Genomic DNA, 26,083 nt, shown 5'->3' with positions numbered 1-26,083 from the left:
TCCAGAATAATGCACTAATCGGTGCGCCAAACGGTGCACGAACGTGCGCGAACCCAAGAAGGCAATGGACGGAACGTGGCGGACCTCGACCTGCTGACCCAGTCCCTGGCGCGCAACGTCAAGCGCTGGCGCACCGAGCGCGGCTTCACCCTGGAGGCGCTGGCCGCCCGCGCGGGCGTCAGCCGCGGCATGCTCATCCAGATCGAGCAGGCCCGCACCAACCCCAGCCTGGGTACCGTCGTCAAGATCGGCGACGCGCTCGGCATCAGCATCACCACCCTGCTGGACTGGGAGCAGGGCCCCAAGGTCCGCGTCGTCCCAGCCGAACAGGCGGTACGCCTCTGGCACACCGACGCCGGCAGCTTCAGCAGGCTGCTCGCCGGGGTGGAGGCGCCCGGGCCGCTCGAGATGTGGGAGTGGCGGCTGATGCCGGGGGAGAGCAGCCCCTCCGACCCGCACCCCACCGGCACGGTCGAGATGGTGCACGTCACGGCCGGGGAGCTGACGCTCACCGTCGACGGGGCGGCGCACAGCGTCCCGGCCGGCGCCAGCGCCTCCTTCGAGTCCGACACCCCGCACACGTACGGCAACGAGGGCGCGGAGCCGATGGAGATGATCATGGCGGTGTCGGTGCCGCCCGTCCGCTGAGACGGCCGTCCCACGCACCGGTACCTGTTGTTAGCGTGCGGCCATGCACGCACCCATCGGGAACTTCGACAGCGCCACGCCCGCACCGGACTGCCTCGACGAGCTGACCCGCCCGGTCGCCGACGCCGTACGACACTGGCGCGGCGGCGTCCCCGCCGAGCAGATCGTCTACGTCGACACCGACCCGGAATGGGCCGACACCGCCACCTTCGTCGAGCACTACGGCCGTGACCTGCTCGAACGCTCCGCGAACTGCGTGGTGGTCACCGGCAAGCGGGCCGGCGGCAACACGCTCGCCGCCTGCCTGGTCCTCTCCACCACCCGCGTCGACGTCAACGGCGTCGTCCGCCGTCACCTCGGCGCGCGCAAGGCGTCCTTCGCCCCGATGGAGACCGCGACCGGTGAGACCGGCATGGAGTACGGCGGCATCACCCCGGTCGGACTGCCCGGCGACTGGCCCCTGCTGGTGGACTCGGCCGTCGTCGACCTGCCCTACGTCCTCGTCGGCAGCGGGCGCCGGCGCGGCAAGCTGCTGGTGCCCGGCAAGGCGTTCGCCGAACTGCCGGGCGCCGTCGTCCTGGAGGGGCTGGGCGTCGCCTGACCGTCACCCCGGTGCGTGGTGGGCCAGCGCCAGATGCGGGTCTTCCTCGCCCGGCACCGGTGCCGGGTCGGCGTGGACCAGTGCGGCGGTCAGCCGCGGCACGGCGTGCAACAGGGCGTGCTCGGCCTCGACGGCGATGGCGTGGGCGCGGCGGACGGTCGCCTCGCCGTCGACGACCAGGGCGACCTCGGCGCGCAGCCGGTGCCCGACCCAGCGCAACCGCAGCTCACCCACCCCGCGCACGCCGGGTACCTCGCGCAGCACCTGTTCCGCCCGGTCCACCAGCGCCGGATCGACGGCGTCCATCAGCCGCCGGAACACCTCGCGCGCCGCGTCCCGCAGGACCAGCGTGATCGCGGCCGTGATCGCCAGCCCCACCAACGGGTCGGCGAGCCGCCACCCCAGTGCGGCGCCGCCGGCGCCCAGCAGCACGGCCAGTGACGTGTAGCCGTCCGTCCGCGCGTGCAGCCCGTCGGCGACCAGCGCCGCCGAGCCGATCTCCCGGCCCACCCGGATCCGGTACCGGGCCACCCACTCGTTGCCCGCGAAACCGGCCAGCGCGGCCGCCGCGACCGCCGGGACGTGCGTGACCGGGCGGGGGTCGAGGAGCCGGTCCACCGCCGTCCACCCCGCGAGGACCGCGGACGCGGCGATCGTCAGGACGATCACGATGCCGGCCAGGTCCTCCGCCCGCCCGTAGCCGTAGGTGAAGCGCCGGGTCGCCGCGCGGCGGCCCAGGACGAAGGCGATGCCGAGCGGTACGGCGGTCAGCGCGTCGGCGGTGTTGTGCACCGTGTCGCCGAGCAGCGCCACCGACCCGGAGACCGCCACCACGACCGCCTGGACGAGCGCCGTGGCGCCCAGCACCGCCAGCGACACCCACAGCGCGCGCAGCCCGCGGGCGGAGGACTCCAGGGCGGAGTCCACCTTGGCGGCGCTCTCGTGGGAGTGCGGGGTCAGCCGGTGGGTGAGACGGTGCCATCGGCCCGCGGGGGGACGGTGGCCGTCGTGGGGGTGATGCCGGTGCGGGTCGCTCACGGGATGCCCCTTCCGGTGGTCCGGGTGGTCCGGGTGGTCCGGTGCGGTGGGTGGACGCATGACGCCCACGGCGCCATTATGTGCGTATGAGCGCACGCATGCACCTGTCAGATGCGGACGACGCGCACCCGCGCACACCGGGCGAGGAGCAGTTCGCGCTCGCCGCCGAACTCCTCGCCCTGCTCGGCGACCGCACCCGCCTGACCCTGCTGCACGCCCTGACCGACGGCGAGGCCGACGTCACCACCCTCACCGAGGCGTGCGACGCGGCCCGGCCCGCGGTCAGCCAGCATCTGGCCCGGCTGCGGCTCGCGGGGCTGGTGAGCACCCGCAAGGAGGGGCGCCGGGTCGTGTACGCGCTGCGGGACGGGCATCTGCGCCGCCTGGTGGACGAGGCGCTGAACGTCGCCGACCACCGGCTCGGCGACCGGCCGCTGCACGACTGACCGGCAGCCTCGGCTGCCGGTCCGCACGCCCAGGTAGCGCTCGGCGAAGTCCCTCGCCGCGACCGGCGAGTCGAACAGGCGGCGGAGCCTCGCCGGCGCGGCACCCGCGCGGTACGGGTCGCCCGACGCCGTGCCGTGGTACGCCTCCGACAGCCACTGGGAGAACTCCTGGCAGTCCCAGGCCCGGGCGAGGCACGCCTCCGCGTACCCGGACAGCCCAGTGTCGTCGCCCTTCGTGAAGTGGGCCGCCAGCCCGTCGCCGGGCACGAACGGAGCCGCCTGGTTCGGTACGTAGCCGAGCTCCGCCACCGCTTCCCGAACGCGTTCGGCGACCGCGGCCCGCACCCTCGGCTCGCCGTTGATCACCCGCGGCACCGTGGACTTCGACACCCCGCCCGCCGCGCCACATCCTCAAGTGTGGGGCGTTGCCCGATCAGCCGTTCAGCCAACTCGGTCTCCGATGCAGCGCAGTTCACCGTTGCCGCGGAAGGCGTGAGCCGTCCGCCGGACCACGCGTACCGGGCGACGGCTGCCCGCGCGGAGCGCGCCGGCGCCCGGCGGAGCAGAGCGGCGGGCTCGGCGGCGACCTGGCCTTCCGGGCGGAGGCCCGGTGATCCCGGCGTCAGCCCAGTCGGGGAATCTCGATGGCCGGGCAGCGGTCCATGACCATCTCCAGACCCGCGGACCGGGTCCGTTCGTACGCCGCCTCGTCGATCACGCCGAGCTGGAACCAGACCGCCCCGGCGCCCTTCGCGACCGCCTCGTCGGCGACCGGGCCGGCCAGGTCGCCGTTGACGAAGACGTCGACGACGTCCACGTCGAAGGGGATGTCGGCGAGCGAGGCGTACCCCTGCTCGCCGTGGACCGTCTCCGCCTTGGGGTGCACGGGCACGACGCGCTTGCCGAAGCGCTGAAGCACCTCGGCGACGCCGTACGCCGCGCGCTGCCGGTTGGACGAGAGGCCCACCACGGCCCAGGTGTCTCCCAGCTCGGTGAGGATCTTGCGGACTGCTGCCTCGTCGCCGTACACCGGCGGCCTCCTTCGGCTCCTGGGCGACCCGCGTGTCGCGTCTCCCGGTCTGGTCAACGGAGCGCGGGGAGCCGAGATTCCCCGCTCGGCGCCGCAGCGGCGCGCGCGCCCCCCGTGCGTCACCGCGTCACCCCGCCTACGCTCACCCCGTGCTGCGCATCATCGACGCCCGGACCGGAGAACCCGCCCCCGCCGCCCCCGCCCGGCGGGCCCCGACGCGGGTCGTGGCGCACGCGCCGGAGGGAGACGCGACGACGCTGCGTGTGCTGCTCGTCGCCGACCTCCTGGTCCGTGCCCTGGAACTCGCCGGCACGCCCGCATGGGCACTGCTGACCGCCGCGCGGGAGCCCCGCGGGCTGCGGGAGCGGGCGGCGGCCCTGGGTATCCGGCCCTTCGAGGACGTCGGCGCCGGACCGGACACCGGCCAGACCGTGCACGTCCGGCGCACGGGCGGAACCGTCCCGGACGGCCTCACGATCGCCGTCGCCCCCGTGCACCCGGCCGGACTCGACCTCGCCGACCCGGACGCCGTGCGTCTCGCCCTGCTGGAACGGCACCACCACGCGAGCGTGGAGCTGGACGCGACCGCCCTGGACGAGGCCCGCGACACCCTCGCGCGCCGGCGGAGCGCGGTCGCCGCCTGGGCGCGGCAGCCTTCCCGCCCGGTACCGGCCGAGGTGCGCGACCGGTTGCGGGCCGCCTGGGAGGACGACCTGGACGCGCCCGGGGTGCTGCGGGTCCTGCGCGGCGTGGAGACCGACCCGGACCTGCCGGACGGAGCCCGCTTCGAGATCTGCGCCTACGCCGACCGTTTCCTCGGCCTCCACCTCACCCGCGACCTCGGAGCCCCCGAGTGATCGCGCGCCCCGGCTCCGGCCCGCTCCGCCGCCTGGTGGTCCTGCGGCACGCCAAGTCGGTCCGCCCCGAGGGCGTCGCCGACCACGACCGCCCGCTCGCCCGGCGCGGACTGCGCGACGCCCCCGCGGCCGGACGCGCCCTCGCGGAGCACGACTGGCTGCCCGGCCTCGCCCTGTGCTCCACCGCCCTGCGCGCCCGGCAGACCTGGGAACTGGCCTCCGCGCAGTGGGGCACGCCCCCGCCGGTGCGCCACGACCCGCGCCTGTACGCCGCAGGCGTACCGGAGCTGCTGGACGTCGTGCGCGAGGCCCCCGCCGACGTCGAGACGCTGCTCCTGGTGGGCCACAACCCCGGCCTGGAGGACCTCATCGGCACCCTGGCCGGCGACGCCCTCGACGACGCGCTGGACCGGGCCCGGGCCAAGTACCCCACGTCGGCGGTGGCCGTACTGGACTGGCACGGCGCCACCTGGCGGGCGCTCGCCCCCGGAGCGGCCCTGCTCACCGCGATGACGGTGCCGAGGGGCGGGCGGAAGTGAGCGCATAGGCTGGCCGCATGCAGGACGAGTACCGCACGGTCGCCCGCGCGGGTGTGCACGAGACCGAGATCAACCGCTCCCGCTTCCTGTGCGCCCTCGCCCCCGCCGCCACCGAGGAGGAGGCCCAGGCGTTCGTCGCGGGCGTACGCAAGGAGCACGCCGACGCCAGTCACAACTGCTGGGCGTACGTCATCGGCGCCGACGCCGCCGTCCAGAAGGCGAGCGACGACGGCGAGCCCGGCGGCACGGCCGGCGTCCCGATGCTCCAGATGCTGCTGCGCCGCGACATGCGGTACGTCGTCGCCGTCGTCACGCGCTACTACGGCGGCGTCAAGCTCGGCGCGGGCGGACTCATCCGCGCCTACGGCGGCGCGGTCGGCGAGGCGCTGGACGACCTCGGCACCCTCACCCGGCGCCGGTTCCGGCTGGCCACGGTGACCGTCGACCACCAGCGGGCCGGGCGGCTCCAGAACGACCTGCGCGCTGCGGGCCACGCGGTGCGCGACGTGCGCTACGCCGAGGCGGTCACCATCGAGGTCGGCCTGCCCGAGACCGAGGTGGAGACCTTCCGCTCCTGGCTCGCGAACGCCACCGCCGGGTCGGCCGGGTTCGAACTGGGCGGGGAGGCGTACGGGGACGCGTGACGGCGGTGGCGACCGACGAACGACTGAGGTTCGTGGTGGATCAGGGGCCGGCGGGCGTTAGCGTGGTGGATGCCGGTGGCGGGAGTCGCGCCGGGTATGGGGCGGAGTGAGGGCAAACATGCGGGTCGGGGCGATTCTGTGAGAATTCTGCACACTTCCGACTGGCATCTCGGCCGTGCGTTCCACCGGGTGAACATGCTCGACGCCCAGGAGGCGTTCATCGGCCACCTCGTCACGACCGTGCGCGAGCACGCCGTCGACGTCGTGGTCGTGTCGGGGGACGTGTACGACCGCGCGGTGCCGCCGCTCGCCGCCGTCGAGCTGTTCGACGACGCCCTGCACCGTCTCGCCGGGCTCGGCGTGCCCACCGTGATGATCTCCGGAAACCACGACTCGGCCCGCCGCCTCGGCGTCGGTGCCGGACTCATCGACCGCGCGGGCATCCACCTGCGCACCGACCCGGCCGGCTGCGGCACCCCGGTGGTGCTGCCGGACGCCCACGGGGACGTCGCCTTCTACGGCCTGCCGTACCTCGAACCGGCCCTGGTGAAGGCGGAGTTCGGAGTGGAGAAGGCGGGTCACGAGGCGGTGCTCGCGGCCGCCATGGACCGGGTGCGGGCCGACCTCGCCACGCGCGCGACGGGCACCCGTTCCGTCGTCCTCGCGCACGCCTTCGTCACCGGCGGCGAGCAGAGCGACAGCGAGCGGGACATCACCGTCGGCGGGGTCGCCGCCGTCCCCTCCGGTGTCTTCGACGGCGTCGACTACGTGGCACTCGGCCACCTGCACGGCTGCCAGACCATCGGCGAGCGCGTCCGCTACTCCGGCTCCCCGCTGCCGTACTCCTTCTCCGAGCACCGGCACCGCAAGACCGTGTGGCTCGTCGACCTGGACGCGGCCGGGACCGTCACCGCCGAGCGAGTCGACTGCCCGGTGCCGCGCGCGCTGGCCCGGCTCCGCGGCACGCTGGACGACCTGCTCGCCGACCCCGGGCTGACCCCGCACGAAGAGGCGTGGGTGGAGGCGACCCTCACCGACCCGGTCCGCCCGGACGATCCCATGGCCCGGCTCACGGAGCGCTTCCCGCACACCCTCAGCCTCGTCTTCGACCCCGAGCGCGCCCCCGACGGACCCGGCGTGTCCTACGCCCGGCGCCTCGCCGACCGCAGCGACCAGCAGATCGCCGAGGACTTCGTGGCCCATGTGCGCGGCGCCGGACCCGACGACCACGAACAGGCCGTACTGCGGGACGCCTTCGACGCGGTGCGCGCCGACCAGACCGTGCGGGAGGTGGCCCGGTGAGGCTGCACCGGCTGGACCTCACCGCCTTCGGCCCCTTCGGCGGCGAGCAGAGCGTCGACTTCGACGACCTGTCCGGGGCCGGCATCTTCCTGCTGCACGGTCCCACCGGCGCGGGCAAGACGTCCGTCCTCGACGCCGTCTGCTACGCGCTGTACGGCTCCGTGCCCGGAGCCCGGCAGAGCGGCCAGGGCATGACCCTGCGCAGCGACCACGCGGCGACCGGCACCCGCACCGAGGTCCGGCTCGAACTCACCGTCGCCGGACGGCGCCTCGAGATCACCCGGCAGCCGCCGTGGCAGCGGCCGAAGCTGCGCGGCAAGGGCACCACCGTCGACAAGGCCCAGACCTGGCTGCGCGAGTACGACGCGACCGCCGGGGCCTGGAAGGACCTGAGCCGCTCCCACCAGGAGATCGGCGAGGAGGTCACGCAACTGCTCGGCATGAGCCGCGAGCAGTTCTGCCAGGTCGTGCTGTTGCCCCAGGGCGATTTCGCGCGCTTCCTGCGCGCCGACGCGGAGGCCCGCGGCAAGCTGCTCGGCCGCCTCTTCGACACCCGGCGCTTCGCCGAGGTCGAGCAGCGCCTCGCCGAACGGCGCCGGACGACCGAGGCCCGGGTCCGGGACGGCGACGCCGCGCTCCTGGCCGACGCCCACCGGATGCAGCAGGCGGCCGGCGACGCCATGGAACTGCCGGAACTGGCACCGGGCGAGCCGGGCCTGGCCGAGACCGTCCTCGGCGCCGCCGCCGTCGCCCGCTCCACGGCCCGCGAACTGCTGACCGTCGCCGACTGCCGCCTCACCACCGCCGAGTCCGCACACGCCGCCGCCGACCGCGCCCTCGCCGACGCACGCGAACTGGACCGCTTGCAGCGCCGGTTCGCCCAGGCGCGGGAGCGGGCCGAGCGGCTGGCGGAGCGCACCGAGGCCCACCAGGCCGCGCAGCGGCGCATGGAGCGGTCCCGCAAGGCCGAGGCGGTCGCACCCGCACTGGAGCTGCGGGACGCCGCGGACGCCGACCACGGGCGGGCGGCGGCCGCGGAGGCACGCGCGCGTGCCCAGTTGCCGGCGGCCCTCGCCGACGCCGGTGCCGCCGGACTGGCCGCCGCCGCCCGCCGGGCCGCCGAGGAACTGGGCGGCCTGGAGTCGGCCCGCCGGGCCGAGCGGCGCCTCGCCGAACTGGTCGAGGAGCGGGACGTACTGGACCGTCAGGAACGCGCCGACGACGACGTCCGGCACGAGGCGGAGACCTGGCTCGCCGACTGGGAGGCCACCCGCACCGGCCTCCAGGCACGCGTCGACGACGCCCAGGAGGCCGCGACCCGCGCCGAACAGCTCGCCGTGCAACGCGACCCCGCGCGGCGGCGGCTGACCGCGGCCCGGCAGCGTGACCAGTTCGCCGCCGACACCGACGAGGCCCAGCGCCGGGCACTCGCCTCGGCCGAGGAGGCCGTCGCGGCCCGCGCCCACTGGCTCGACCTCAAGGAGCAGCGGCTGAGCGGCATCGCCGCCGAACTCGCGGCCGGCCTCACCGACGGAGCGCCCTGCGCGGTCTGCGGCGCCACCGAACACCCCGCCCCCGCCCGCCGGATCGACGGCCACGTCGACCGCGCGGCGGAGGAGCGGGCCCTGACCGCCTACCAGCAGGCCGACGAGCGCCGCGCGGACGCCGAACGGCGCCTGGGCACCGTACGCGAGGCGCTGGCCGCCGCGACGGCCGAGGCCGGGGACGCGCCCACCGCCCGGCTGGCCGAGGAGGCCGAGGAGCTGGAGCGCGAGTACGAGCGGATGCGCGCGGCCGGTTCCCGGCTGCACGCGGCGCAGGAGGAGCTGCGCCGCGCGGGGGACGAACGCGAGCAGCGCGTCGCCGCCCAGCAGCAGGCCGCCGTACGGTCCGCCTCCCGGGTCGCGGGCCGCGAGCGGCTGGAGAGTGAGCGGGCCGCGCTGGAGCAGGAGCTGACCCGGGCCCGCGGCACCGCCGGGAGCGTCGCGGCACGAGCCGCCCAACTGGAGCACCGGGCCGCCCTGCTCACCGACGCCGCCGACACCGCCCGCGCCGCGGAGGAGGCCGCCCAGCGGCTCAAGGACGCCGACGCGCGCCTCGCCGACGCCGCCTTCCGGGCCGGCTTCGACACCCCGGCGGACGCCGCCGCCGCGCTGCTCGACGACGACGCCCACCGCGAGCTGCAGCACCGGCTCGACGCCCGGGACGCGGAGGAGACCGCCGTCCGCGCGGTCCTCGCCGAGCCCGACACCGCCGACGCGGCCCGCCGCCCGCAGGCCGACCCCGCCGCGGCCGAACGCGCCGCCGCCGACGCGGGCCGGCGCCTGCGCGAGGCGTCCTCCGCCCACGACGCCGCCGCCCGGCGCTGCGCCGAGCTGGACCGGCTCTCCGCGCGGGCCACCGACTCGGTGCACCGGCTCGCCCCGCTGCGCGAGGAGCACACCCGCGTCGCCCGGCTGGCCGGCCTCGCCGCGGGCACCTCCGCGGACAACGACCGCCGGATGCGCCTGGAGTCCTACGTCCTGGCCGCCCGCCTCGAACAGGTCGCCGCGGCCGCGACCGCGCGGCTCACCCGCATGTCCGCCGGCCGCTACACCCTGGTCCACTCCGACGACCGCACCGGCCGCGGCCGCAGCGGCCTCGGTCTGCACGTCGTCGACGCCTGGACCGGCCGGGAGCGCGACACGGCCACGCTCTCCGGCGGCGAGACGTTCTTCGCCTCGCTGGCCCTCGCGCTCGGCCTCGCCGACGTCGTCACGGACGAGGCCGGCGGCGTCCGCCTGGACACCCTCTTCATCGACGAGGGCTTCGGCAGCCTCGACGACCAGACCCTCGACGAGGTCCTCGACGTCCTCGACTCCCTGCGCGAACGGGACCGCAGCGTCGGCATCGTCAGCCACGTGGCCGACCTGCGGCGCCGGGTCCACGCCCAACTGGAGGTCGTGAAGGGACGGTCGGGGTCCGCGCTGCGCCAACGGGGCACCGGCTGACCGGCCCCGGCGGGCCTCAGCGGCCCAGGGGGCGGCGGGGGAGCGGCGAGGAGTACACGACGCTCGTCGTGACCGAGCCCAGGGCGCTGATCCGGCCGGACACCTCCTCCAGGTGCCGCATCGAACGGGCCGCCACCTTGATGACGAAGCAGTCGTCGCCCGTGACGTGGTGCGCCTCCAGGATCTCGGGCATGACCGCGACCAGGTCGTGGAACGGCTTGTAGTTGGCGACCGGATAGCGCAGCCGCACGAACGCCAGGATCGGCAGCCCCAGCCGCTCGGGGTCGACGACCGCCGCGTACCCCTGGATGATCCCGGCCTCCTCCAGCCGCCGCACCCGCTCGGTCACCGCGCTCGCGGACATCGACACGGCACGGGCCAGCTCGGCGAAACCGGCCCGCCCGTTGCGCTGCAGCGCGTCGAGGATGAGCCAGTCGGTGGCGTCCGGGGAATACTCGGCCATGGGGGATGGATAGCAGGGAATCCCCGGCACGACAAACGAAAGGCCGGGGAATCGCCGTTCAGGTTGATGGTTGCCGACCGTAGATTTCTGAACCGGAAGATCCATCGAGGAGAGGCCGGACCATGAGCGTCACCACCGTCAACCCCGTCCTGCGCGTCGCCCCCGCGCCGCCCGCCGAGGCCGCCGCGTACTTCCGGGCGAGCCTCGCCTTCCACACCGACGTCTCCGACGTCGCCGCCGCGATGGCGGCCGACGGCGGCCCCGGATTCACACTGGTGGACTGCCGGTCCACCGAGTCCTGGGACCAGGGCCACGTACCCGGCGCCGTCCATCTGCCCACCGCGCACGTCGCCGAACAGGCCGGGCACCTCCTCGACCCCGCCGTACCGGTGGTCACGTACTGCTGGGGACCCGCCTGCGACGGCGCCACCCGCGCGGCCCTCGCCCTCGCCGAACTCGGCTACCCCGTCAAGGAGATGCGCGGCGGCTTCGAGTACTGGGTGCGCGAGGGCTTCGCCTACGAGACCCGGCGGGGCACCGAACACCCTGCCGCCGACCCCCTCACCGTCCCGGTGGACGCGGACGACTGCGGCTGCTGACCGGCGTGTAGGTTCTGCCGCATGGTGCGATACGCGGAGCCGGGCGCGGTGGAGTGGGTCGAGTCGGGCGGGGGCCCGCTCATAGCGGTTCCGGAGACGGTCCTGCCGTTCTGGACCGGTGCCGACGGCGAGGACGCGGACTCCGACTACGACCGGGCCTGCGAGGTCGACGGCTACGTCGGACTCCTCCCGGTCGGCGACTCCACCGCCCTGGTGCTCGGCGACGAACCCGCCTCGACCGCCTATCTGCCCGAGCACGGGACCTTCGTCCGCTGGTGCGCCGCCGACTCCGAGGACGAGGTGCTGGCCGGGGTGCCCGCCGCCCTCCACACGGCCGAGTGGGAGCCCGAGGTGGCCTGGCGCGTGCCGGGACCGGTGCTCCTGTTCGACGCCGCCTGGCCCGGCGCCGCTTCGGAGCGTGCGGGGCGCGTGCGGGTCGCGCTCGACCCCGGCCGGTACGCGGTGCGCGCGGCCGAGGCTCGCCCGGGCGCGGAGACATGGCTGAGCCTGGTCCAGCTGCGGCGGCTCGCCGACCGGTAGCCGCCGCGATATTGACGTGCGGGGCCGCCGCGGCCCGCCCATCATGGGTGCCCATGCCTCCACTTCCGCACCCCACCCCCGAAGAGCTGCGCCGCGACCCGCTGCCCCTGCGCGGCCGTACCGCCCTCGTCACCGGTGCCAGCCGGCGCGGCGGCATCGGCCACGCCGTGGCCCGCCGGCTCGCCGCCCACGGCGCGAGCGTCTACCTGCACCACCACGTCCCGCACGACGCCGCCATGCCCTGGGGCGCCGACCGCGTCGAGGACGTCACCGCCTCCGTCCGCGCCGCCCTGGGGGACCCGGACGCCGCCGTGCACGAGGGCCCCGCCGACCTCTCCGCCCCGGACGCGCCCGCCCGCCTCGTCGCCACCGCCGCCGAGGAGCTCGGCGGGCGACTGGACGTCCTGGTCGCCAATCACGCCCTCAGCGGCTCCGACGGCACCCTGCACACGATCGACGCCGCGATGCTCGACGCGCACTGGCAGGTCGACACCCGCTCGGTACTGCTGCTGGTCCAGGCGTACGCCCGGCACCGCGCCGCACTGCCGCCCCGGACCCCGGGCGGACGCGTCGTGATGATGACCTCCGGCCAGGACATCGCCGGCGGCATGCCGGGCGAGATCGCCTACGCGCTCCAGAAGGGCGCGCTGGCGTCCGTCACCCGCTCCCTGGCGACGACCCTCGCCGAGCACGCCGTCACGGTGAACGCGGTCAACCCCGGTCCCGTGGACACCGGTTACCTGACCGGCGACGCCTACGAGGCCGTCGCCGCGTGCTTCCCCGGCGGACGCTGGGGCATGCCCGACGACCCGGCCCGCCTCATCGCGTGGCTTGCCACGGACGAGGCGGAGTGGGTCACCGGTCAGGTCGTCGACTCGGAGGGAGGCTTCCGCCGGTGACCGCCCGTCAGAGCCGGGACAGCTCGTCCACCAGGTCGTCCAGGCCCAGCGAGCCCTGGGAGAGGGCCGCCATGTGCCACGCCTTCGGGTCGAAGGCGTCGCCGTGCCGCTCGCGGGCCTTCTCCCTGCCCAGCAGCCACGCCCGCTCCCCGAGCTTGTAGCCGATCGCCTGGCCCGGGATCGTCAGATAGCGGGTCAGCTCGCTCTCCACGAAGTCCGCCGGTCGGCTGCTGTGCGCGCCGAAGAACTCCTGCGCCAGCTTCGGCGTCCAGCGCTCGCCCGGGTGGAACGGCGAGTCCGCCGGGATCTCCAGCTCCAGGTGCATGCCGATGTCCACGATGACCCGGGCGGCCCGCATCATCTGCGCGTCCAGGTACCCGAGGCGCTGCTCCGCGTCGGTGAGGAAGCCCAGCTCGTCCATCAGCCGCTCCGCGTACAGCGCCCAGCCCTCGGCGTTGGCGCTGACCATGCCCACGGAGGCCTGGTAGCGGGAGAGGTCCGCCGCGACGTGCGTCCACTGGGCCAGCTGGAGGTGGTGGCCCGGAACGCCCTCGTGGTACCAGGTCGACACCAGGTCGTACACCGGGAAGCGGGTCTGGCCCATCGTCGGCAGCCAGGTGCGGCCGGGACGGGAGAAGTCCTCCGACGGCGACGTGTAGTACGGGGCCGCCGCGCTGCCCGGCGGGGCGATCCGCGACTCCACCCGCCGCACCCGCTCGGCGAGTTCGAAGTGCGTGCCGTCCAGCTGCTCGATCGCCTGGTCCATCAGGCCCTGCAGCCAGTCGCGGACCTCGTCGACGCCCTCGATGTGCTTGCCGTGCTCGTCCAGGTGGGCCAGCGCCACCCACGGCGTCCCGGCCCCGGGGAGGATCTTCTCGGCCTCCGCCTTCATCTCGGCGAGCAGCCGGTGGTACTCGGCCCAGCCGTACGCGTACGCCTCGTCCAGGTCCAGGTCGGTGCCGTTGTAGTAGCGCGACCAGCGGGCGTAGCGCTCCCGGCCCACCGTGTCGGGGGCGCCCTCGACCGCCGGGGCGTACACGTCGCGCATCCAGTCCCGCAGCTCCACCACCGACGCCGTCGCGCCCCGCGCGGCCTCGTCCAGCTCCGCGCGCAGCGCGTCCGGCCCGTCGGCGGCGAAGTCCTCGAACCAGCCGCGCCCCTCGCCGGTGTCCGCCCACTCGCCGAGCTGCTCGACGAAGGTCGCGGTCGGCCGCGGCCCCGCGTACAGCTTCCGCTCCAGGCCCAGGGCCAGCGACGCGCGGTAGCCCGCGAACGCCGCCGGTACCGCGCGCAGCCGCTCGGCGACGCGGGCCCAGTCCTCCTCGGTCTGCGTCGGCGTGATGGTGAAGACCTCGCGCACCGAGTGGGCGGCGGTGCCCATGTTGCCGACCGAGCGCAGGCCCTCGTCGGCCTCGTGCACGGCCAGTTCCGCCGTGAGGCGCTCGCGCAGCAGCCGGGCGCAGCGCCGCTCCACGTCGCTGTCCCCGCCGGGCCGGCGCTCCGCCTCGTCCAGCCGGGCCAGGGTGGTCCTGGCCAGCTCCGCGAGGGCCTCCTGCCCCGCGGGCGAGAAGTCGGGCAGGAGGCTCGAGCTCTCGGCGACGCCGAGATAGGTACCGGTGACCGGGTCGAGGGCGATGAGGTCGTCGACGTAGGCGTCGGCGACCTCGCGGGGCAGCGGGCTCTTGGTCTCTGACATGCGGACATCCTCATACGGATACCGGTGCCGCGTCAGCCCGGTGAACCGGGCCCGCAGCCGTGCGCGGCCGGATTTCGCTCAGGGCGTGGCCGTCGGCGGGGAGGGTGGCAGCAGCGGGCCGCACTCCCACTGCTGGAAGATCAGCCGCGTCTCGACCCGGGCCACCTCCGGCCGGGAGGTGAAGCCGTCCAGCACCAGCCGCTGGAGGTCCGTCATGTCCGCCACCGCGACATGGACGAGGTAGTCGTCCGGGCCGGTGAGGTGGAAGACCGTGCGCGACTCCGGCAGCGCCCTGATCCGCTCCACGAAGGGGCCGACCAGCTCCCGCCGGTGCGGGCGCACCTGCACCGAGAGCAGCGCCTGGAGACCCCGGCCCAGCTTGGCGGGGTCCAGTTCGAGCCGGTGGCCGAGGATCACTCCGGCCCGCCGCAGCCGGGTCACCCGGTCCAGGCAGGTCGACGGGGCGACGCCCACCTGGGCGGCGAGATCGCGGTAAGTGGTCCGGGCGTCGTTCTGCAGCAGCCGCAGCAGATGGAGATCCACCGGATCCAGTACGACGGAGTCGGCCATGGGCCGAACGTAACACGGTCGGACACCATGCCGACCCGGTCGGTGTTCATTCTTCGACCCATGGACTCTGCGCGCACGCCCACGTCACCACCCGACGACGTACGCATCACCGCCGCCACGAGCAGGGCACTGGCCACCGAGGCCGTGCACGCCGGCCGCGACGACCTCGCCGGCCGGGGACTGCACGCCCCGCCCATCGACCTGTCCACGACCTACCCGTCGTACGACAGCCGCGGCGAGGCCGCCCGGATCGACGCCTTCGCCGCCACCGGCGCCGAACCCGACGGCCCGCCGGTCTACGGGCGGCTCGGCAACCCCACCGTCGCCCGCTTCGAGACGGCGCTGGCCAAGCTGGAGGGGACCGAGTCCGCGGTCGCCTTCGCCAGCGGCATGGCCGCGCTGAGCGCCGTCCTGCTGGTCCGCGGCTCGATGGGGCTGCGGCACGTCGTGGCCGTACGGCCCCTGTACGGGTGCAGCGACCACCTGCTGACCGCCGGGCTGCTGGGGTCCGAGGTCACCTGGACCGACCCGGCGGGCGTCGCGGACGCGCTGCGCCCGGACACCGGCCTGGTGCTGGTCGAGTCGCCGGCCAACCCCACGCTGGCCGAGGTCGACCTGCGGGCCGTGGCCCACGCCTGCGGATCGGTGCCGCTGCTCGTGGACAACACCTTCGCCACACCGGTGCTCCAGCGCCCCGCCGAACACGGGGCCCGGCTGGTGCTGCACAGCGCCACCAAGTACCTCGGCGGGCACGGTGACGTGCTGGCCGGCGTGGTCGCCTGCGACGAGGAGTTCGCCGGGCGGCTGCGGCAGGTGCGCTTCGCCACCGGCGGGGTGCTGCACCCGCTGGCCGGCTATCTGCTGCTGCGGGGCCTGTCCACCCTGCCGGTGCGGGTGCGGGCCGCCTCCGCCAACGCCGCGGAGCTGGTCGCCCGGCTCGCCGCCGACCCGCGGGTGGCCCGCGTCCACTATCCGCGCATCGGCGGCGCGATGGTCTCCTTCGAGGTCCACGGCGACCCGCACGAGGTCATCGGCCGCGTCCGCCTGATCACCCCGGCGGTGAGCCTCGGCAGCGTCGACACGCTCATCCAGCACCCGGCGTCCATCAGCCACCGCATCGTGGACGCCGACGACCGGCGGGGCGCCGGGGTCGGCGACCGGCTGCTGCGGCTCTCGGTGGGCCTGGAGGACGTCGAGGACCTGTGGGCCGACCTGGACGGCGCGCTGGGGGAGCGGGCGCCCGGCGCGATCCCCCTGCGGGAGGCGTTGGCGGGGGCCGAGTAGAGACCGGCGGGGCGGGGCCGGGGGCGCCGGTCGCCCGCCTACTCCCCGCCGATCCGCTCCCCGTGCGGCACCGGCGCGGTGGCCGTCCGGGGGGCCGGGTTCAGACGGGCGGTGACGACCAGGGTGCCCTCCTCGATCTGGTAGTCGAGGGGGAGGCCCAGGCCGCGCATCGCGGCGACCATGCCGGTGTTGGAGGCCTGGGTGACCGCGTACACGCTCGCGCAGCCCGCCTCGGTCGCCATCGCCACGAGCCGGCCGAGGAGTTCGCCGCCGATGCCCCGGCGCTGCCACGCGTCCTCGACGAGCAGCGCGACCTCCGTCTCGTCCCCGTCCCACAGCAGATGACCGAGGCCCACGATCCGCCCCGAGGCGGTCTGCACGGCGAGGGTGCGGCCGAAGCGCGGGCTGAGCAGGTGGTTCATGTACCGGTCGGCGTCCCCGACCGGACCGTGGTACCGCATCCCGAGGGTGCGCGGCGAGCACCGCTCGTGCATCGCCGTCGCGGCCGCGACGTCCCGGGTGTCGGCGCGGCGGACGGTGATGTCGCGCCCTTCGGGCAGCGTCAGCGAGTCCCGGCCGCGCGGTACCCGCGGACCGAGCCGCGCGTCCAGCTCGACCAGCGCCCGTGCCCGGGCGAACTCCGCGGGGGTGAAGGGCAGATACGGCCGTTCCACGCTGATCACCCCGCCCTCCGGGGCGCGCAGCCGCAGCACGGTGTCCTCCAGCGCGCCCTCCGGCGGTACGTCGTTCCCGGCGCCGCCGACGGCCGCGGGCAGCGACCGGATGGTGCACCGGCCCAGCAACTGGCGCAGCGCCAGCGGGAGTTCCGCGGCGTCCAGGGCCGTCCGGGCGGCCAGGGCCAGCACCCGCGTCGGCGCGTCCACCAGGTCGTGCGCGTCCGCCCGCTCCGTCCAGGTGTGGTCGCCGCCCGCCGTCGTCACCACGTCGGCCAGCTCGGACCCGGTCAGTCCGGCCGGGGCGCGGAGCAGGAACTCGTCGACCGTGCCCTGGGCCAGCGGGTGCGTCTGGAGGCTCAGGATGTCGATCCGCCGGTCGGCCAGGGCCGCGCACAGCACCGCCAGCGAACCCGGCGCGTCCCGCACCGTCGTCCGCATCCGCCACAGCGCGCTCTCCTCGGCACCGGCCGGCCGCGCGGGCCCGCCGTCCTCCTCGGCACGCCCGGCCCGCCGCCCGTCGGTCGGTGGCCGGGCGCCGGTATCGTCCGCGGGCGGCGCCTGCCCGTGGCGGCGTGACCAACGGGTGTGGAACCCCGCCGTGGCGATCAGGGCGGCCACCGAGGCCAGCAGCATCAGGGGCACCGCCGGACCGTGCTCGGCCACGCGCGCCACGGCGTCCGTCACTTCAGACATGTCTCGACTCATGCACCCACTGTGAAGGAGCGGTGTTGCCCGATCGCGAACGCACTGTGACCGATGGGTAAAGAAGGCTTCTGGTGCATTTGGGGGGAGTTGGCGGAATTCCGCGCCACCGTCACCGACCGCGCACCGGGGGATGACGCCGGTGCGCGGTACACCCCACAGGCTACGGGACTACTGCCCCACCCGCCCCGGCCGCAGCACCTTCGTGTACAGCACCGTGCCGTCCTGCTCGCGCAGACGCACCGTCATCTCGGCACTGTCGCCGTCGATGTCGACCTCGCCGAAGAACTGGTAGCCCTCCGCGGGCGAGACGTTGGAGGCGGTTGGCGCCTTCACGAACACCCGCTCAGGACCGAAGGTGCCGTCGAGTGAACTGGCCGGGAAAGCACCCGAGTTCAGCGGTCCGGACACGAACTCCCAGAACGGCTCGAAGTCGGAGAACGCGGCTCGCGAGGGCTGGTAGTGCTGGGCGGACGTGTGGTGCACGTCGGCCGTCAGCCACACCGTGCCGGTGATCCGCCGGTGCTTGACGAACCGCAGCAGCTCGGCGATCTGCAGCTCCCGCCCCAGCGGCGCGCCGGGGTCGCCCTGCGCGATCGCCTCGATGTTGGGCGCGCCCTCGGTGGCGTCGGGCACGACCAGGCCGATCGGCATGTCGGCGGCGATCACCTTCCACACCGCACGCGATCGCGACAGCTCCCGCTTGAGCCACTCCAGCTGCTCGCGGCCGAGGATGCCCTGCGGGTCCACGCGCTGCCCGCCGGGGGAGTTGGCGTTGCGGTACGTCCGCATGTCCAGCACGAACACGTCGAGCAGCGGGCCCTGGCGCAGCACCCGGTGGACGCGGCCCTCGCGCGCGCCGGGACGCAGGGTGGAGAGGGGGAAGTACTCGCCGAAGGCCCGCCGGGCCCGGGCGGCCAGCACGTCCACGCTCTTCTCGGTGTACCGGTCGTCCGTGTCCGCGATCACCTGTCCCGGGTACCAGTTGTTGCGGACCTCGTGGTCGTCCCACTGGACGACCGACGGGACCCGCGCGTTGAAGCGCCGCAGGTTCTCGTCGAGCAGGTTGTAGCGGAAGTTGCCGCGGAACTCGGCGAGGGTCTCGGCGACCTTGGACTTCTCCTCGGTCGTGACGTTCCGCCAGGTGCGGCCGTCGGGCAGGGCGGCGGTCTCCGCGATGGGCCCGTCGGCGTAGATGTTGTCGCCGCTGCACAGGAAGAAGTCCGGGTCCAGGGCGCCCATGGCGTCGTAGATGCGGTAGCCGCCCAGGTCCGGGTTGATGCCCCAGCCCTGTCCCGCGAGGTCGCCGGACCACACGAACCGCACACCGTCGCGCCGGCGGACCGGCACGGTGCGGAAGGTGCCGGTCACCGGCTCGCCGGTGCGGCGCGGGTCGTCGGGGTCGGCGAGGAGGACGCGGTAGTGGATCTGCTCGCCGGGCGGCAGGCCATGCAGCCGGGTGGTGCCGGTGAAGTCGGTGCCCCCGCCGAGCAGCGGACCGTGCCACCGGTGCGGGCGGCGGAACGACTCGGTCGCGGACGTCTCGACGATCATCCGCGCCGGGCGGTCGGACCGCACCCACACCAGGCCGGAGTGGGAGGTCACGTCCCCCGTCTGCACACCCCAGCCCGCCCCGGGACGCCCGGAACGGGCGAACGCCGGCGCCGCCCCGAGCGAGGTGGGCAGGGTCAGGGCCGCCGACGCGGCGAGCGAGCCGCGCAGCACACTGCGGCGGCCGGGCAACGGACGGTGTGACATGGACGCGCCTCCAAGGACTCCTGGGCAGGGATCCGGCCGGGTGCGTGGCCGGTGTGCACGGCAAGGCCTACTGGTCCGGCGCGGCGCGCACGGAAACTCCGCGTGAACAACCCGCCGCCCCGACCCGCGAGGCGGCCGGTCAGGCGGCCGCCGCCATCGCCCGCACCCCCGCCCGGATCCGCCCCGGCGTCAGATGCGCGTATCCCAGCACCAGCCGCACCTCCTTCCGCCCCGCCGCCCCACTGTCCACCCCGTGCCCGTACTCCGCCAGGGAGCGCACCGCCACTCCCGCCTCCGTCACCCGGGCGAGGAAGCGCTCGGTGGGCCCGTACCGCTCGGGGAGCGCGGCGATCGCGTGCAGACCGGCGGCGACGCCGGTGACCTCCGAGCCGGGGAAGTGCTCCGCCAGCGCCGCCACCAGCGCGTCGCGCCGCTCGCGGTAGGCGCGCTGGCAGACGCGCAGCTGGCGGTCGTAGTCGCCGCGCTCGACGAACCGGGCGAAGACCGCCTGGTCCAGCGTCGGGTGCCCCAGATCGGTGGTGCGCTTGCGTGCCACCACCTCCTCCGCCAGCCACTCGGGCACCAGCAGCCACCCCAGCCGCAGACCCGGGGCGAGGGACTTGCTGACCGAGCCGGTATAGGCGACGCGTTCCGGATCGAGACCCTGGAGCGCGCCCACCGGGGCGCGGTCGTAGCGGAAGTCGCCGTCGTAGTCGTCCTCCAGGACCAGACCGTCCACGGACCGAGCCCAGTCGAGGAGTTCGCCGCGCCGCCGCGCCGAGTAGGCGATCCCGGTGGGGAACTGGTGGGCCGGCGTAGTCACCACGACCCGTACGCCCGAGCCGCGCAGCGCGCCGACGGCCAGCCCCTCCGCGTCCAGCGGCAGCGGCACGGTGGCGACGCCCGCCGACGCGTACAGGTCGCAGTGCTGCGGGCTGCCGGGATCCTCGACACCGGCGGTGCGAGTCCCGCGCGCGTGCAGCACCCCCGCGAGCAGTGCCGTCGCCTGCGCCACCCCGGACACGACCACGATCCGCTCCGGGTCCGCCACCACGCCCCGGCGCCGCGCCAGCAGCTCGGCCAGCGCGGCGCGCAGCCGGGGCAGGCCGCGCGGGTCGGGATAGCCCAGAGCCTCGTGCGGCAGCTCCGACAGCACCCCGCGCTGCGCGGCGGCCCACGCCGAACGCGGGAAGAGCGACAGGTCGGGCGTCCCCGCCACGAAGTCCGCGCGGTGACCGGGGGAGCGCGGGGCGAGGTCACGCGCGCGCGGGCGGGCCGCCCGCACCGCGTCGCCCACCCAGGTCCCCGCACCCCGCCCGCTGCGCAGATAGCCCTCGGCCGTCAGCTGCTCGTACGCGTCCGTCACCAGCTTCCGCGACACCCCGAGGTCGGCCGCGAGGTCCCGGCTCGACGGCAGCCGGGTGCCCGGGGCGAGCCGGCCCGAGCGGACCGCGTCCCGCAACGCGGCCTGGAGGGCGCGGCCACGCGCGCGTGCCGGCGCCGAGGCGGCGGGCAGCAGCAGCTCCCAGGCCGACGTCATGCGATCAGTCCCCCGCGTATCAGTTCTCTCCAATCGCCTCCACTTTACGAGGGGTTGGACCCACCGGTGCGTAAACCGAGTGACAGACCACAGCGAGGGGGCAGGCCCGCTGCCGGCCCCGGAATCGTACGCGCAATCCAGGAGCGCCCGTGGACGCCAAGAACCGCTTCGAGACCAAGGTCACCTTCGCCCTTTCCCGACTCGAATGGCTGAGCTTTCTCACCGTTTCGCTCGTGCTCGCCTTCCAGCACCACACGGAAATCCGCTGGACCGTCTTCATCCTGCTGTTCGCGGTGATCGACGTCATCGGATATCTCCCCGGCGCGATCGCCTTCCGGCGCAGCCCGGACCGACGCGTTCCGCGGGGCTGCTACGTTGCCTACAACCTGATGCACAGCCTGGTCACGGCGGGTGTCCTGGCCGGGGCATGGGCACTGTTCGTCCGGCCGGAATGGGCGCTGCTCGCCCTCCCGATCCATCTCATGGGCGACCGGGCGCTGTTCGGTAACTCCCTCAAACCCTTCGGGGTCGCCTTCGAACCGGAAACCACACCGGCATTCCTGATGTTCGAGCAGCGGTACCGGTCGTCGGTGGATTCCGGCGAATTCGGTACGGCGCGCACTTCCACGAACGACACGGAGGACACCGATGCCGTCCGTGCTTGACACCCTCGCCGCCCACAGCGACAACCCCAGTTCCTTTCTCGCCCTCAACAGCGGCAACTCGTACTTCCACGACGACCGGTTCGAGGGCGCCTGCGCCTATCGGACCTGCGGCCGCTACACCCTGCAATTCGGCGGCCCCTTCACGGCGCCCGAACACCGCGCGCGGCTCCTGGACGCCTTCGCCGCCCACACCGGACGCCGCCTGGTCGCCGTACAACTGCAACGCGCGGACGCCGAGCTGTACGCGGCGCACGGGTTCACCGTCAACCAGATCGGCGCCTCCTACGCCGTCGACCTCGGCCGCTTCACGCTGCGCGGCTCGCGGTTCGTCCGGCTGCGGAACAAGATCTCCCGCGCCCGGCGGGCCGGCCTGGAGGTCGTCGAGGTCCGGGACGGCGACGACTGCGCCGAGCTGGACCACATCGACCAGTGCTGGCTGCGGGAGAAGGGCCGGCACGTCAAGGAACTGCGCTTCCTGGTCGGCCAGCGGACCGGGGGCCTCCAGCGCCACCGCCGCCTCTTCGTCGGCCGCATCGACGGCGAGGCGGTCGGCTACATCAACTACTCGCCGGTCTACGGCAGCCGCCCCGGCATGCTCCACGACCTCAGCCGACGCAGCCCCGGCGCGCCGCCCGGCGTGATGGAGGCGCTCAACGCGACCGTGATGGAACAGCTGACCGCCGAGGGCGCGGGCTGGCTGCACTTCGGGTTCACTCCCTTCACGGGACTCGACCCGGAGCACGAACTCCCCTGCGCAAGCGCTCTGTTCACCCGGTTCGCCCACCTCCTGGCGGAGCACGGCGGCGCCGTCTACCCGGCCGCCTCCCAGCTCGAGTACAAGCAGAAATGGGCCCCGCACGCGGTCCTCCCGGAGTACATCGCCTTCCGCGGCAGGCCCCGCCCCGGCGCGGTCTGGCAACTGCTGCGCGCCACCAACGCCGTGTGATCCACACCGCCGCCACCGCCTCACCCAGGAGGACCGCACACCCCATGAGATTCCTCGAACGCGAACGCACCACCCTCGCCAAGCTGCTCCCCGACCTGGACCCCGCCCTGCGCGAGACCCCGCTGATGGAACTGGAGCGGCCGGGCAGCCAGGGCGTCCGGCACTTCCGGGACAGCGGCGGGCCCGGACTGCTCGTCCCGGAGTCCCACCAGGGGCGCGGCGCCACCGCACTGGACGCGCTGCGGGTGCAGCGGGCCATCGGCAGCCGCTCACCCTCGCTGGCCGTCGCCACCACCATGCACCACTTCTCCATGGCCACCCTGGTCGGCCTCGGCGGCCTCGGTGACGGCCTGGAGTGGATGCTGATCGAGGGAGTGGCCGCCGGCAACCGCATCATCGCCTCCGGCTTCGCCGAGGGCCGCAGCGGTGCCGGCATCCTGGATCCCTCGATGACCGCCACCGCGACCGCGGACGGTATCCGGATCAACGGCGTCAAACGCCCGTGCAGCCTCGCCCGTTCCATGGACGTGCTCACCGCCGGCGTCGTGATCCCGCGCGAGGACGGACAGGGCGACGAACTCGCCGTCGCCCTGGTCCCCGCCGACAGCGAGGGCCTGAGCGTCAGCGGCTTCTGGTCCAGCACCTTCCTGGCCGGCGCCGAGAGCGACCAGGTCACGCTCACCGACGTCCTCGTCCCGCCGGAACTCGTCCTGCGCACCGCGACCGCCTCCGGCGAGCGCCTCGACGAACTCCAGACCGCCGGCCTGATCTGGTTCCAGGTCCTGATGACGGGCAGCTACCTCGGCGCCGCGAGCGCCCTGGTGGAGCGCGTGCTGCTCAACGAACGCGTCCCCGACCACGAGCGGGTACGGCTCTTCGTCGAGACCGAGGCCGCCATGGCCGCCGCCGAGGGCGTCGCCCGCCGCGTCGACGGCGGCGACCTCGACGAGTCCGCCCTCGCCCAGGCCCTGTGCGTGCGGTACGGCGTCCAGGACGCCCTCGCCCGCATCGTCCCGCGCGCGGTCGAACTGCTCGGCGGGCTGAACTTCATGACGTCCGACGAGGTGGGCCACCTGGCCGCCTGCGCCAACGGACTCTCCCTGCATCCGCCGTCCCGCTCCCGGATGTCCGCACCGCTCGGCGCGTACCTGGCCGACGGCCCGCTGGCCATCGCCTGAACCCGACCCACCCCGCCCCACCGGCCCACCGGTGGCCGAGACCCGTTGGGAGAACACACTCATGCCCTCGGACAACCCGCGTCTCACCGTCCTGCCCGCCGGCCGTACGGGACCGCGCGACCGCCCCACCCTGCTGCTGACCGGCGGCTCCGGAGTGCTCGGGCGGGCCCTGATCGACGAACTGGCACCCGACTACGACCTGCTGTGCCTGCGCCGCACCACACCGCTGCGCGACCCGCGGGTGCGCGAAATCCAGGGCGACCTCGTCGCCCCCCGGCTCGGACTGAGCCCCCGGGCCTGGCACGAACTGGCCCTCGAGGTCGACGTGGTGCTGCACTCCGCCGCCGAGACCAACTGGCGCACCCCGCCGGAGGACATCACGCGCACCAACGTGCGCGGCGCCGACAACGTGCTCGACCTCGCGGCCCGCGCCGACGCCCCGCTGTACCTCATGAGCACCGCGTTCGTGGCCAACACCCCCACCGACGAGGACCGCAGGCGCTTCCCCGGCGCCGCCGCCTACCTCGACTCCAAGAGCCGGGCCGAGCAGATGACCCGCGAGGCCGGCGTGCCGGGCGTCATCGTGCGGCCCTCGGTCGTCATGGGCGACTCCGCGACCGGACGGATCGCAGGCCAGCAGGGTCTGACCAAGACGATCGGGTCGATGGTCCTCGGGCAGGTGCCGGTGCTCCCCGGAGCACCCGACGCCCGGATCGACATGGTGCCCCAGGACTACGTCGCACGGGCCGTCGGCAGCCTGGTCCGGGGCGGGGTCGGCGGCGGCGAGTACTGGCTGACGGCGGGCAGGGAGGCCATCGAACTGCGGGAGTTCGCCGACGTCTGCGCCGACGTCGCCGTACGCCACGGCCTGCCCCGCCCCCAGCGCCCCCGGCTGATCCCCGTCGAGGCGGTGCACCGGCTGCTGCTGCCCATGCTGGAGGGCACCGCGCTGCCCGCCTCGGTCCGCCGCCGGCTGGAGCACTACGCGGAACTGCTGCTGGTCTTCCAGCGCGAACTGCCCTTCGACACCTCCCTCGGCGAACCGCACTGCGGCACCCGTCTGACCCGCGCCGGCATCCGGGCCGCGCTGGTACGCAACGCGGAGAGCTGGGCCGAGGACCGGTCCGCCCTGTTCAGCAGGCACCGGGCCGCCACGGCCGCCCCGGCGGAGGTGGCGTCATGACGATGTCACCCCCCTCCGCCCCGCCCGCCGACGCGACCGACGTGGTCGACCTCTACCTGAAGCACATCGGTACCGGCCGCGCCGTCATGGGCCGGGTCATGGGCGGCATGGCCGAGGTCCGTTCCGAGGGAGTCTGGATCCACGCCGACGACGGCCGCCGCTTCCTGGACTTCGGCGGCTACGGCGTGTTCCTCCTCGGCCACCGGCACCCGGCCGTCGTCGAGGCGGTGCACCGGCAGATCGACACCCATCCGCTGGCCAGCCGCGTCTTCCTCGAACCGGTCGCCGCCCGGGCCGCCCAGGCTCTCGCCGCCCACACCCCGCCCGGCCTCGACTACGTCCACTTCGTCAACTCCGGTGCCGAGGCCACCGAGGCCGCCCTGAAACTGGCCCGCGCCCAGGGCCGCACCTCGGTGATCACCACCCGCCGGGGCTTCCACGGCAAGACCCTCGGCGCGCTCAGCGTCACCGCCAACGCCACCTACCAGACACCGTTCCGGCCCCTGCTGCCGGACGTCACCGAGGTCGACTACGACGATCCCGCCGACCTCGAACAGGCGCTGTCCGCCCGCCGCGACCGGGCCTGCGTCATCGTGGAGCCCGTCCAGGGCGAGGGCGGTGTCCGCATCCCCCGCCCCGGCTACCTCCGTCAGGTGCGGGCGCTGTGCCGGACGTACGGCGCCCTGATGGTCGTCGACGAGATCCAGACCGGCATGGGGCGGCTCGGCACCTGGTGGGGCGTCGACGCCGAGGACGTGCGCCCCGACGTGCTGCTGGCCGGCAAGGGGCTCAGCGGTGGTGTCGTACCGATCGCCGCGATGGCCGCCACCGAGGAGGCGTACGCGCCCTTCAGCCGCGACCCCTACCTGCACACCTCCACCTTCGGCGCCTCGCCGATCGCCTGCGCCGCCGCCCTGGCCACCGTACGGGCGATGGAGGACGAGAACACCGTGGCCCGCGCGGCCGCGCTCGGCGCCCGCATCCTCGAAGCCGTGCGGGCCGTCTGCGCGCCCTACGAGGGCGGACTGGTCCGCGAGGTGCGCGGCAGGGGGCTGCTGATCGGCATCGAGTTCGCCGAGGAACAGGCGGTCGGCGAGATGCTGCTGGAGCTGATCGCCCGCGGCGTGCTCGTCAACCACTCCCTCAACTCCACCCGGGTGCTGCGGCTGACACCGCCCGCCGTGGTCGAGGACGGTGCGCTCGACCTGTTCCGCACCACCCTCGCCGAGGCCCTGCACCGCACCGCCGGCCGCATGGCCGGCTGACCCCCGCGTCCGCGAACCCTCCG

25 protein-coding genes and 2 pseudogenes are annotated in these 26,083 nt (G+C 74.6%); 17 read left to right on the top strand and 10 right to left on the bottom strand.

What is annotated here, in order from left to right:
* Window positions 1-75: 75 nt before the first annotated feature.
* A complete protein-coding gene (locus tag OIE75_RS05805; protein ID WP_125493716.1) occupies window positions 76-648 on the top strand; it encodes a helix-turn-helix domain-containing protein in 573 nt (190 codons plus the stop codon).
* A 43-nt stretch (window positions 649-691) separates the two neighbouring features.
* A complete protein-coding gene (locus OIE75_RS05800; protein ID WP_307010233.1) occupies window positions 692-1,249 on the top strand; it encodes a YbaK/EbsC family protein in 558 nt (185 codons plus the stop codon).
* 3 nt (window positions 1,250-1,252) lie between these two features.
* Here OIE75_RS05800 and OIE75_RS05795 read toward each other — a convergent pair whose 3' ends face one another.
* Window positions 1,253-2,287 carry a cation diffusion facilitator family transporter gene (locus OIE75_RS05795; protein ID WP_329469810.1) on the bottom strand — a complete coding sequence of 345 codons (1,035 nt, stop codon included), beginning with the start codon at window positions 2,285-2,287 and terminating at the stop codon, window positions 1,253-1,255.
* Window positions 2,288-2,373: 86 nt separating this feature from the next.
* Between OIE75_RS05795 and OIE75_RS05790 the strand changes: the two genes are divergently transcribed.
* Window positions 2,374-2,733, top strand: a complete 360-nt coding sequence (locus tag OIE75_RS05790) for an ArsR/SmtB family transcription factor (RefSeq protein ID WP_329469809.1) — start codon at window positions 2,374-2,376, stop codon at window positions 2,731-2,733.
* 24 nt (window positions 2,734-2,757) lie between these two features.
* Here the strand turns inward: OIE75_RS05790 and OIE75_RS05785 are convergent.
* The 3 genes and pseudogenes from OIE75_RS05785 to OIE75_RS05775 form a co-directional block, all read right to left on the bottom strand.
* Window positions 2,758-3,003 (bottom strand): annotated as a pseudogene (locus OIE75_RS05785) (4-hydroxybenzoate 3-monooxygenase); the annotation flags it as partial.
* Between the two features lie 3 nt (window positions 3,004-3,006).
* A pseudogene (locus tag OIE75_RS05780) lies at window positions 3,007-3,182 on the bottom strand (LacI family DNA-binding transcriptional regulator); the annotation flags it as partial.
* Window positions 3,183-3,355: 173 nt separating this feature from the next.
* On the bottom strand, window positions 3,356-3,763 hold the full coding sequence (locus tag OIE75_RS05775; RefSeq protein WP_329469808.1) for a CoA-binding protein: 408 nt from the start codon (window positions 3,761-3,763) through the stop codon (window positions 3,356-3,358).
* 149 nt (window positions 3,764-3,912) lie between these two features.
* Between OIE75_RS05775 and OIE75_RS05770 the strand changes: the two genes are divergently transcribed.
* From OIE75_RS05770 to OIE75_RS05750, 5 genes are all read left to right on the top strand, one after another.
* A complete protein-coding gene (locus OIE75_RS05770) occupies window positions 3,913-4,620 on the top strand; it encodes a hypothetical protein (protein ID WP_329469807.1) in 708 nt (235 codons plus the stop codon).
* On the top strand, window positions 4,617-5,159 hold the full coding sequence (locus OIE75_RS05765) for a SixA phosphatase family protein (RefSeq protein ID WP_329469806.1): 543 nt from the start codon (window positions 4,617-4,619) through the stop codon (window positions 5,157-5,159). The genes OIE75_RS05770 and OIE75_RS05765 overlap by 4 nt, the downstream gene beginning before the upstream one ends.
* 17 nt (window positions 5,160-5,176) lie before the next feature.
* Window positions 5,177-5,803, top strand: a complete 627-nt coding sequence (locus OIE75_RS05760; RefSeq protein WP_307010222.1) for a YigZ family protein — start codon at window positions 5,177-5,179, stop codon at window positions 5,801-5,803.
* 138 nt (window positions 5,804-5,941) lie between these two features.
* Window positions 5,942-7,105: an exonuclease SbcCD subunit D gene (locus OIE75_RS05755; protein WP_329469805.1), complete on the top strand. Its 1,164-nt coding sequence runs from the start codon at window positions 5,942-5,944 to the stop codon at window positions 7,103-7,105.
* Window positions 7,102-10,095 carry an SMC family ATPase gene (locus OIE75_RS05750; RefSeq protein ID WP_329469804.1) on the top strand — a complete coding sequence of 998 codons (2,994 nt, stop codon included), beginning with the start codon at window positions 7,102-7,104 and terminating at the stop codon, window positions 10,093-10,095. Before OIE75_RS05755 ends, OIE75_RS05750 begins: the two co-directional genes overlap by 4 nt.
* A 16-nt stretch (window positions 10,096-10,111) precedes the next feature.
* Here the strand turns inward: OIE75_RS05750 and OIE75_RS05745 are convergent, their stop codons facing one another.
* Window positions 10,112-10,558, bottom strand: a complete 447-nt coding sequence (locus OIE75_RS05745) for an Lrp/AsnC family transcriptional regulator (protein WP_329469803.1) — start codon at window positions 10,556-10,558, stop codon at window positions 10,112-10,114.
* 122 nt (window positions 10,559-10,680) lie between these two features.
* Here OIE75_RS05745 and OIE75_RS05740 point away from each other — a divergent pair, with 122 nt between their 5' ends.
* From OIE75_RS05740 to OIE75_RS05730, 3 genes are read left to right on the top strand one after another with little or no spacing between them, the layout of a single operon-like run.
* Window positions 10,681-11,157, top strand: coding sequence for a rhodanese-like domain-containing protein (locus tag OIE75_RS05740; RefSeq protein WP_329469802.1), 477 nt, complete (start codon window positions 10,681-10,683; stop codon window positions 11,155-11,157).
* A 21-nt stretch (window positions 11,158-11,178) separates the two neighbouring features.
* Entirely contained in the window at window positions 11,179-11,697 is a 519-nt protein-coding gene (locus OIE75_RS05735; protein WP_329469801.1) for an immunity 21 family protein, read from the top strand.
* Between the two features lie 53 nt (window positions 11,698-11,750).
* Window positions 11,751-12,596, top strand: coding sequence for an SDR family oxidoreductase (locus tag OIE75_RS05730; RefSeq protein WP_329469800.1), 846 nt, complete (start codon window positions 11,751-11,753; stop codon window positions 12,594-12,596).
* Between the two features lie 7 nt (window positions 12,597-12,603).
* On the opposite strand, the gene OIE75_RS05725 is transcribed toward OIE75_RS05730, so the two are convergent.
* The gene (locus OIE75_RS05725; protein ID WP_307010211.1) at window positions 12,604-14,292 is read right to left on the bottom strand and encodes a DUF885 domain-containing protein; all 1,689 of its coding nucleotides are present in this window, start codon (window positions 14,290-14,292) and stop codon (window positions 12,604-12,606) included.
* Window positions 14,293-14,370: 78 nt separating this feature from the next.
* Window positions 14,371-14,862 (bottom strand): Lrp/AsnC family transcriptional regulator, encoded by a 492-nt coding sequence (locus OIE75_RS05720; protein ID WP_122620957.1) that lies wholly within the window; start codon window positions 14,860-14,862, stop codon window positions 14,371-14,373.
* A gap of 60 nt (window positions 14,863-14,922) precedes the next feature.
* On the opposite strand from OIE75_RS05720, the gene OIE75_RS05715 reads away from it, so the two are divergent.
* Window positions 14,923-16,146 (top strand): trans-sulfuration enzyme family protein, encoded by a 1,224-nt coding sequence (locus OIE75_RS05715; RefSeq protein ID WP_329469798.1) that lies wholly within the window; start codon window positions 14,923-14,925, stop codon window positions 16,144-16,146.
* Window positions 16,147-16,184: 38 nt separating this feature from the next.
* Here the strand turns inward: OIE75_RS05715 and OIE75_RS05710 are convergent, their stop codons facing one another.
* The 3 genes from OIE75_RS05710 to pdxR form a co-directional block, all read right to left on the bottom strand.
* Window positions 16,185-17,516, bottom strand: coding sequence for a GNAT family N-acetyltransferase (locus OIE75_RS05710; protein ID WP_329469797.1), 1,332 nt, complete (start codon window positions 17,514-17,516; stop codon window positions 16,185-16,187).
* A 180-nt stretch (window positions 17,517-17,696) separates the two neighbouring features.
* Window positions 17,697-19,283, bottom strand: coding sequence for an alkaline phosphatase D family protein (locus OIE75_RS05705; RefSeq protein ID WP_329469796.1), 1,587 nt, complete (start codon window positions 19,281-19,283; stop codon window positions 17,697-17,699).
* Between the two features lie 139 nt (window positions 19,284-19,422).
* Window positions 19,423-20,823, bottom strand: coding sequence for a MocR-like pyridoxine biosynthesis transcription factor PdxR (pdxR, locus tag OIE75_RS05700; protein WP_329469795.1), 1,401 nt, complete (start codon window positions 20,821-20,823; stop codon window positions 19,423-19,425).
* A 149-nt stretch (window positions 20,824-20,972) separates the two neighbouring features.
* On the opposite strand from pdxR, the gene OIE75_RS05695 reads away from it, so the two are divergent.
* From OIE75_RS05695 to OIE75_RS05675, 5 genes are all read left to right on the top strand, one after another.
* Complete coding sequence (locus OIE75_RS05695; protein ID WP_329469793.1) at window positions 20,973-21,488, top strand: hypothetical protein; 516 nt, start codon at window positions 20,973-20,975, stop codon at window positions 21,486-21,488.
* Window positions 21,472-22,434: a bifunctional lysylphosphatidylglycerol flippase/synthetase MprF gene (locus tag OIE75_RS05690; protein WP_329469791.1), complete on the top strand. Its 963-nt coding sequence runs from the start codon at window positions 21,472-21,474 to the stop codon at window positions 22,432-22,434. The genes OIE75_RS05695 and OIE75_RS05690 overlap by 17 nt, the downstream gene beginning before the upstream one ends.
* 44 nt (window positions 22,435-22,478) lie before the next feature.
* Entirely contained in the window at window positions 22,479-23,612 is a 1,134-nt protein-coding gene (locus tag OIE75_RS05685; RefSeq protein WP_329469790.1) for an acyl-CoA dehydrogenase family protein, read from the top strand.
* A 61-nt stretch (window positions 23,613-23,673) separates the two neighbouring features.
* Window positions 23,674-24,795 (top strand): SDR family oxidoreductase, encoded by a 1,122-nt coding sequence (locus tag OIE75_RS05680; protein ID WP_329469788.1) that lies wholly within the window; start codon window positions 23,674-23,676, stop codon window positions 24,793-24,795.
* Complete coding sequence (locus tag OIE75_RS05675) at window positions 24,792-26,060, top strand: aspartate aminotransferase family protein (RefSeq protein WP_307010193.1); 1,269 nt, start codon at window positions 24,792-24,794, stop codon at window positions 26,058-26,060. The genes OIE75_RS05680 and OIE75_RS05675 overlap by 4 nt, the downstream gene beginning before the upstream one ends.
* Window positions 26,061-26,083 lie beyond the last annotated feature (23 nt).

Source organism: Streptomyces sp. NBC_01723, assembly GCF_036246005.1.
GTDB lineage: Bacteria > Actinomycetota > Actinomycetes > Streptomycetales > Streptomycetaceae > Streptomyces.
This window is presented reverse-complemented; position numbering and strand designations above follow the sequence as displayed.

Excerpts from the sequence above, each read along its gene's own strand:
- OIE75_RS05760 (WP_307010222.1), top strand. The coding sequence starts at position 5,177 with ATGCAGGACGAGTACCGCACGGTCGCCCGCGCGGGTGTGCACGAGACC.
- OIE75_RS05725 (WP_307010211.1), bottom strand. The coding sequence starts at position 14,292 with ATGTCAGAGACCAAGAGCCCGCTGCCCCGCGAGGTCGCCGACGCCTAC.
- OIE75_RS05730 (WP_329469800.1), top strand. The coding sequence starts at position 11,751 with ATGCCTCCACTTCCGCACCCCACCCCCGAAGAGCTGCGCCGCGACCCG.
- OIE75_RS05680 (WP_329469788.1), top strand. The coding sequence starts at position 23,674 with ATGCCCTCGGACAACCCGCGTCTCACCGTCCTGCCCGCCGGCCGTACG.
- OIE75_RS05715 (WP_329469798.1), top strand. The coding sequence starts at position 14,923 with ATGGACTCTGCGCGCACGCCCACGTCACCACCCGACGACGTACGCATC.
- OIE75_RS05790 (WP_329469809.1), top strand. The coding sequence starts at position 2,374 with ATGAGCGCACGCATGCACCTGTCAGATGCGGACGACGCGCACCCGCGC.
- OIE75_RS05720 (WP_122620957.1), bottom strand. The coding sequence starts at position 14,862 with ATGGCCGACTCCGTCGTACTGGATCCGGTGGATCTCCATCTGCTGCGG.
- OIE75_RS05735 (WP_329469801.1), top strand. The coding sequence starts at position 11,179 with ATGGTGCGATACGCGGAGCCGGGCGCGGTGGAGTGGGTCGAGTCGGGC.
- OIE75_RS05710 (WP_329469797.1), bottom strand. The coding sequence starts at position 17,516 with ATGTCTGAAGTGACGGACGCCGTGGCGCGCGTGGCCGAGCACGGTCCG.
- OIE75_RS05705 (WP_329469796.1), bottom strand. The coding sequence starts at position 19,283 with ATGTCACACCGTCCGTTGCCCGGCCGCCGCAGTGTGCTGCGCGGCTCG.
- OIE75_RS05690 (WP_329469791.1), top strand. The coding sequence starts at position 21,472 with ATGCCGTCCGTGCTTGACACCCTCGCCGCCCACAGCGACAACCCCAGT.
- OIE75_RS05675 (WP_307010193.1), top strand. The coding sequence starts at position 24,792 with ATGACGATGTCACCCCCCTCCGCCCCGCCCGCCGACGCGACCGACGTG.
- OIE75_RS05745 (WP_329469803.1), bottom strand. The coding sequence starts at position 10,558 with ATGGCCGAGTATTCCCCGGACGCCACCGACTGGCTCATCCTCGACGCG.
- pdxR (WP_329469795.1), bottom strand. The coding sequence starts at position 20,823 with ATGACGTCGGCCTGGGAGCTGCTGCTGCCCGCCGCCTCGGCGCCGGCA.
- OIE75_RS05800 (WP_307010233.1), top strand. The coding sequence starts at position 692 with ATGCACGCACCCATCGGGAACTTCGACAGCGCCACGCCCGCACCGGAC.
- OIE75_RS05740 (WP_329469802.1), top strand. The coding sequence starts at position 10,681 with ATGAGCGTCACCACCGTCAACCCCGTCCTGCGCGTCGCCCCCGCGCCG.
- OIE75_RS05685 (WP_329469790.1), top strand. The coding sequence starts at position 22,479 with ATGAGATTCCTCGAACGCGAACGCACCACCCTCGCCAAGCTGCTCCCC.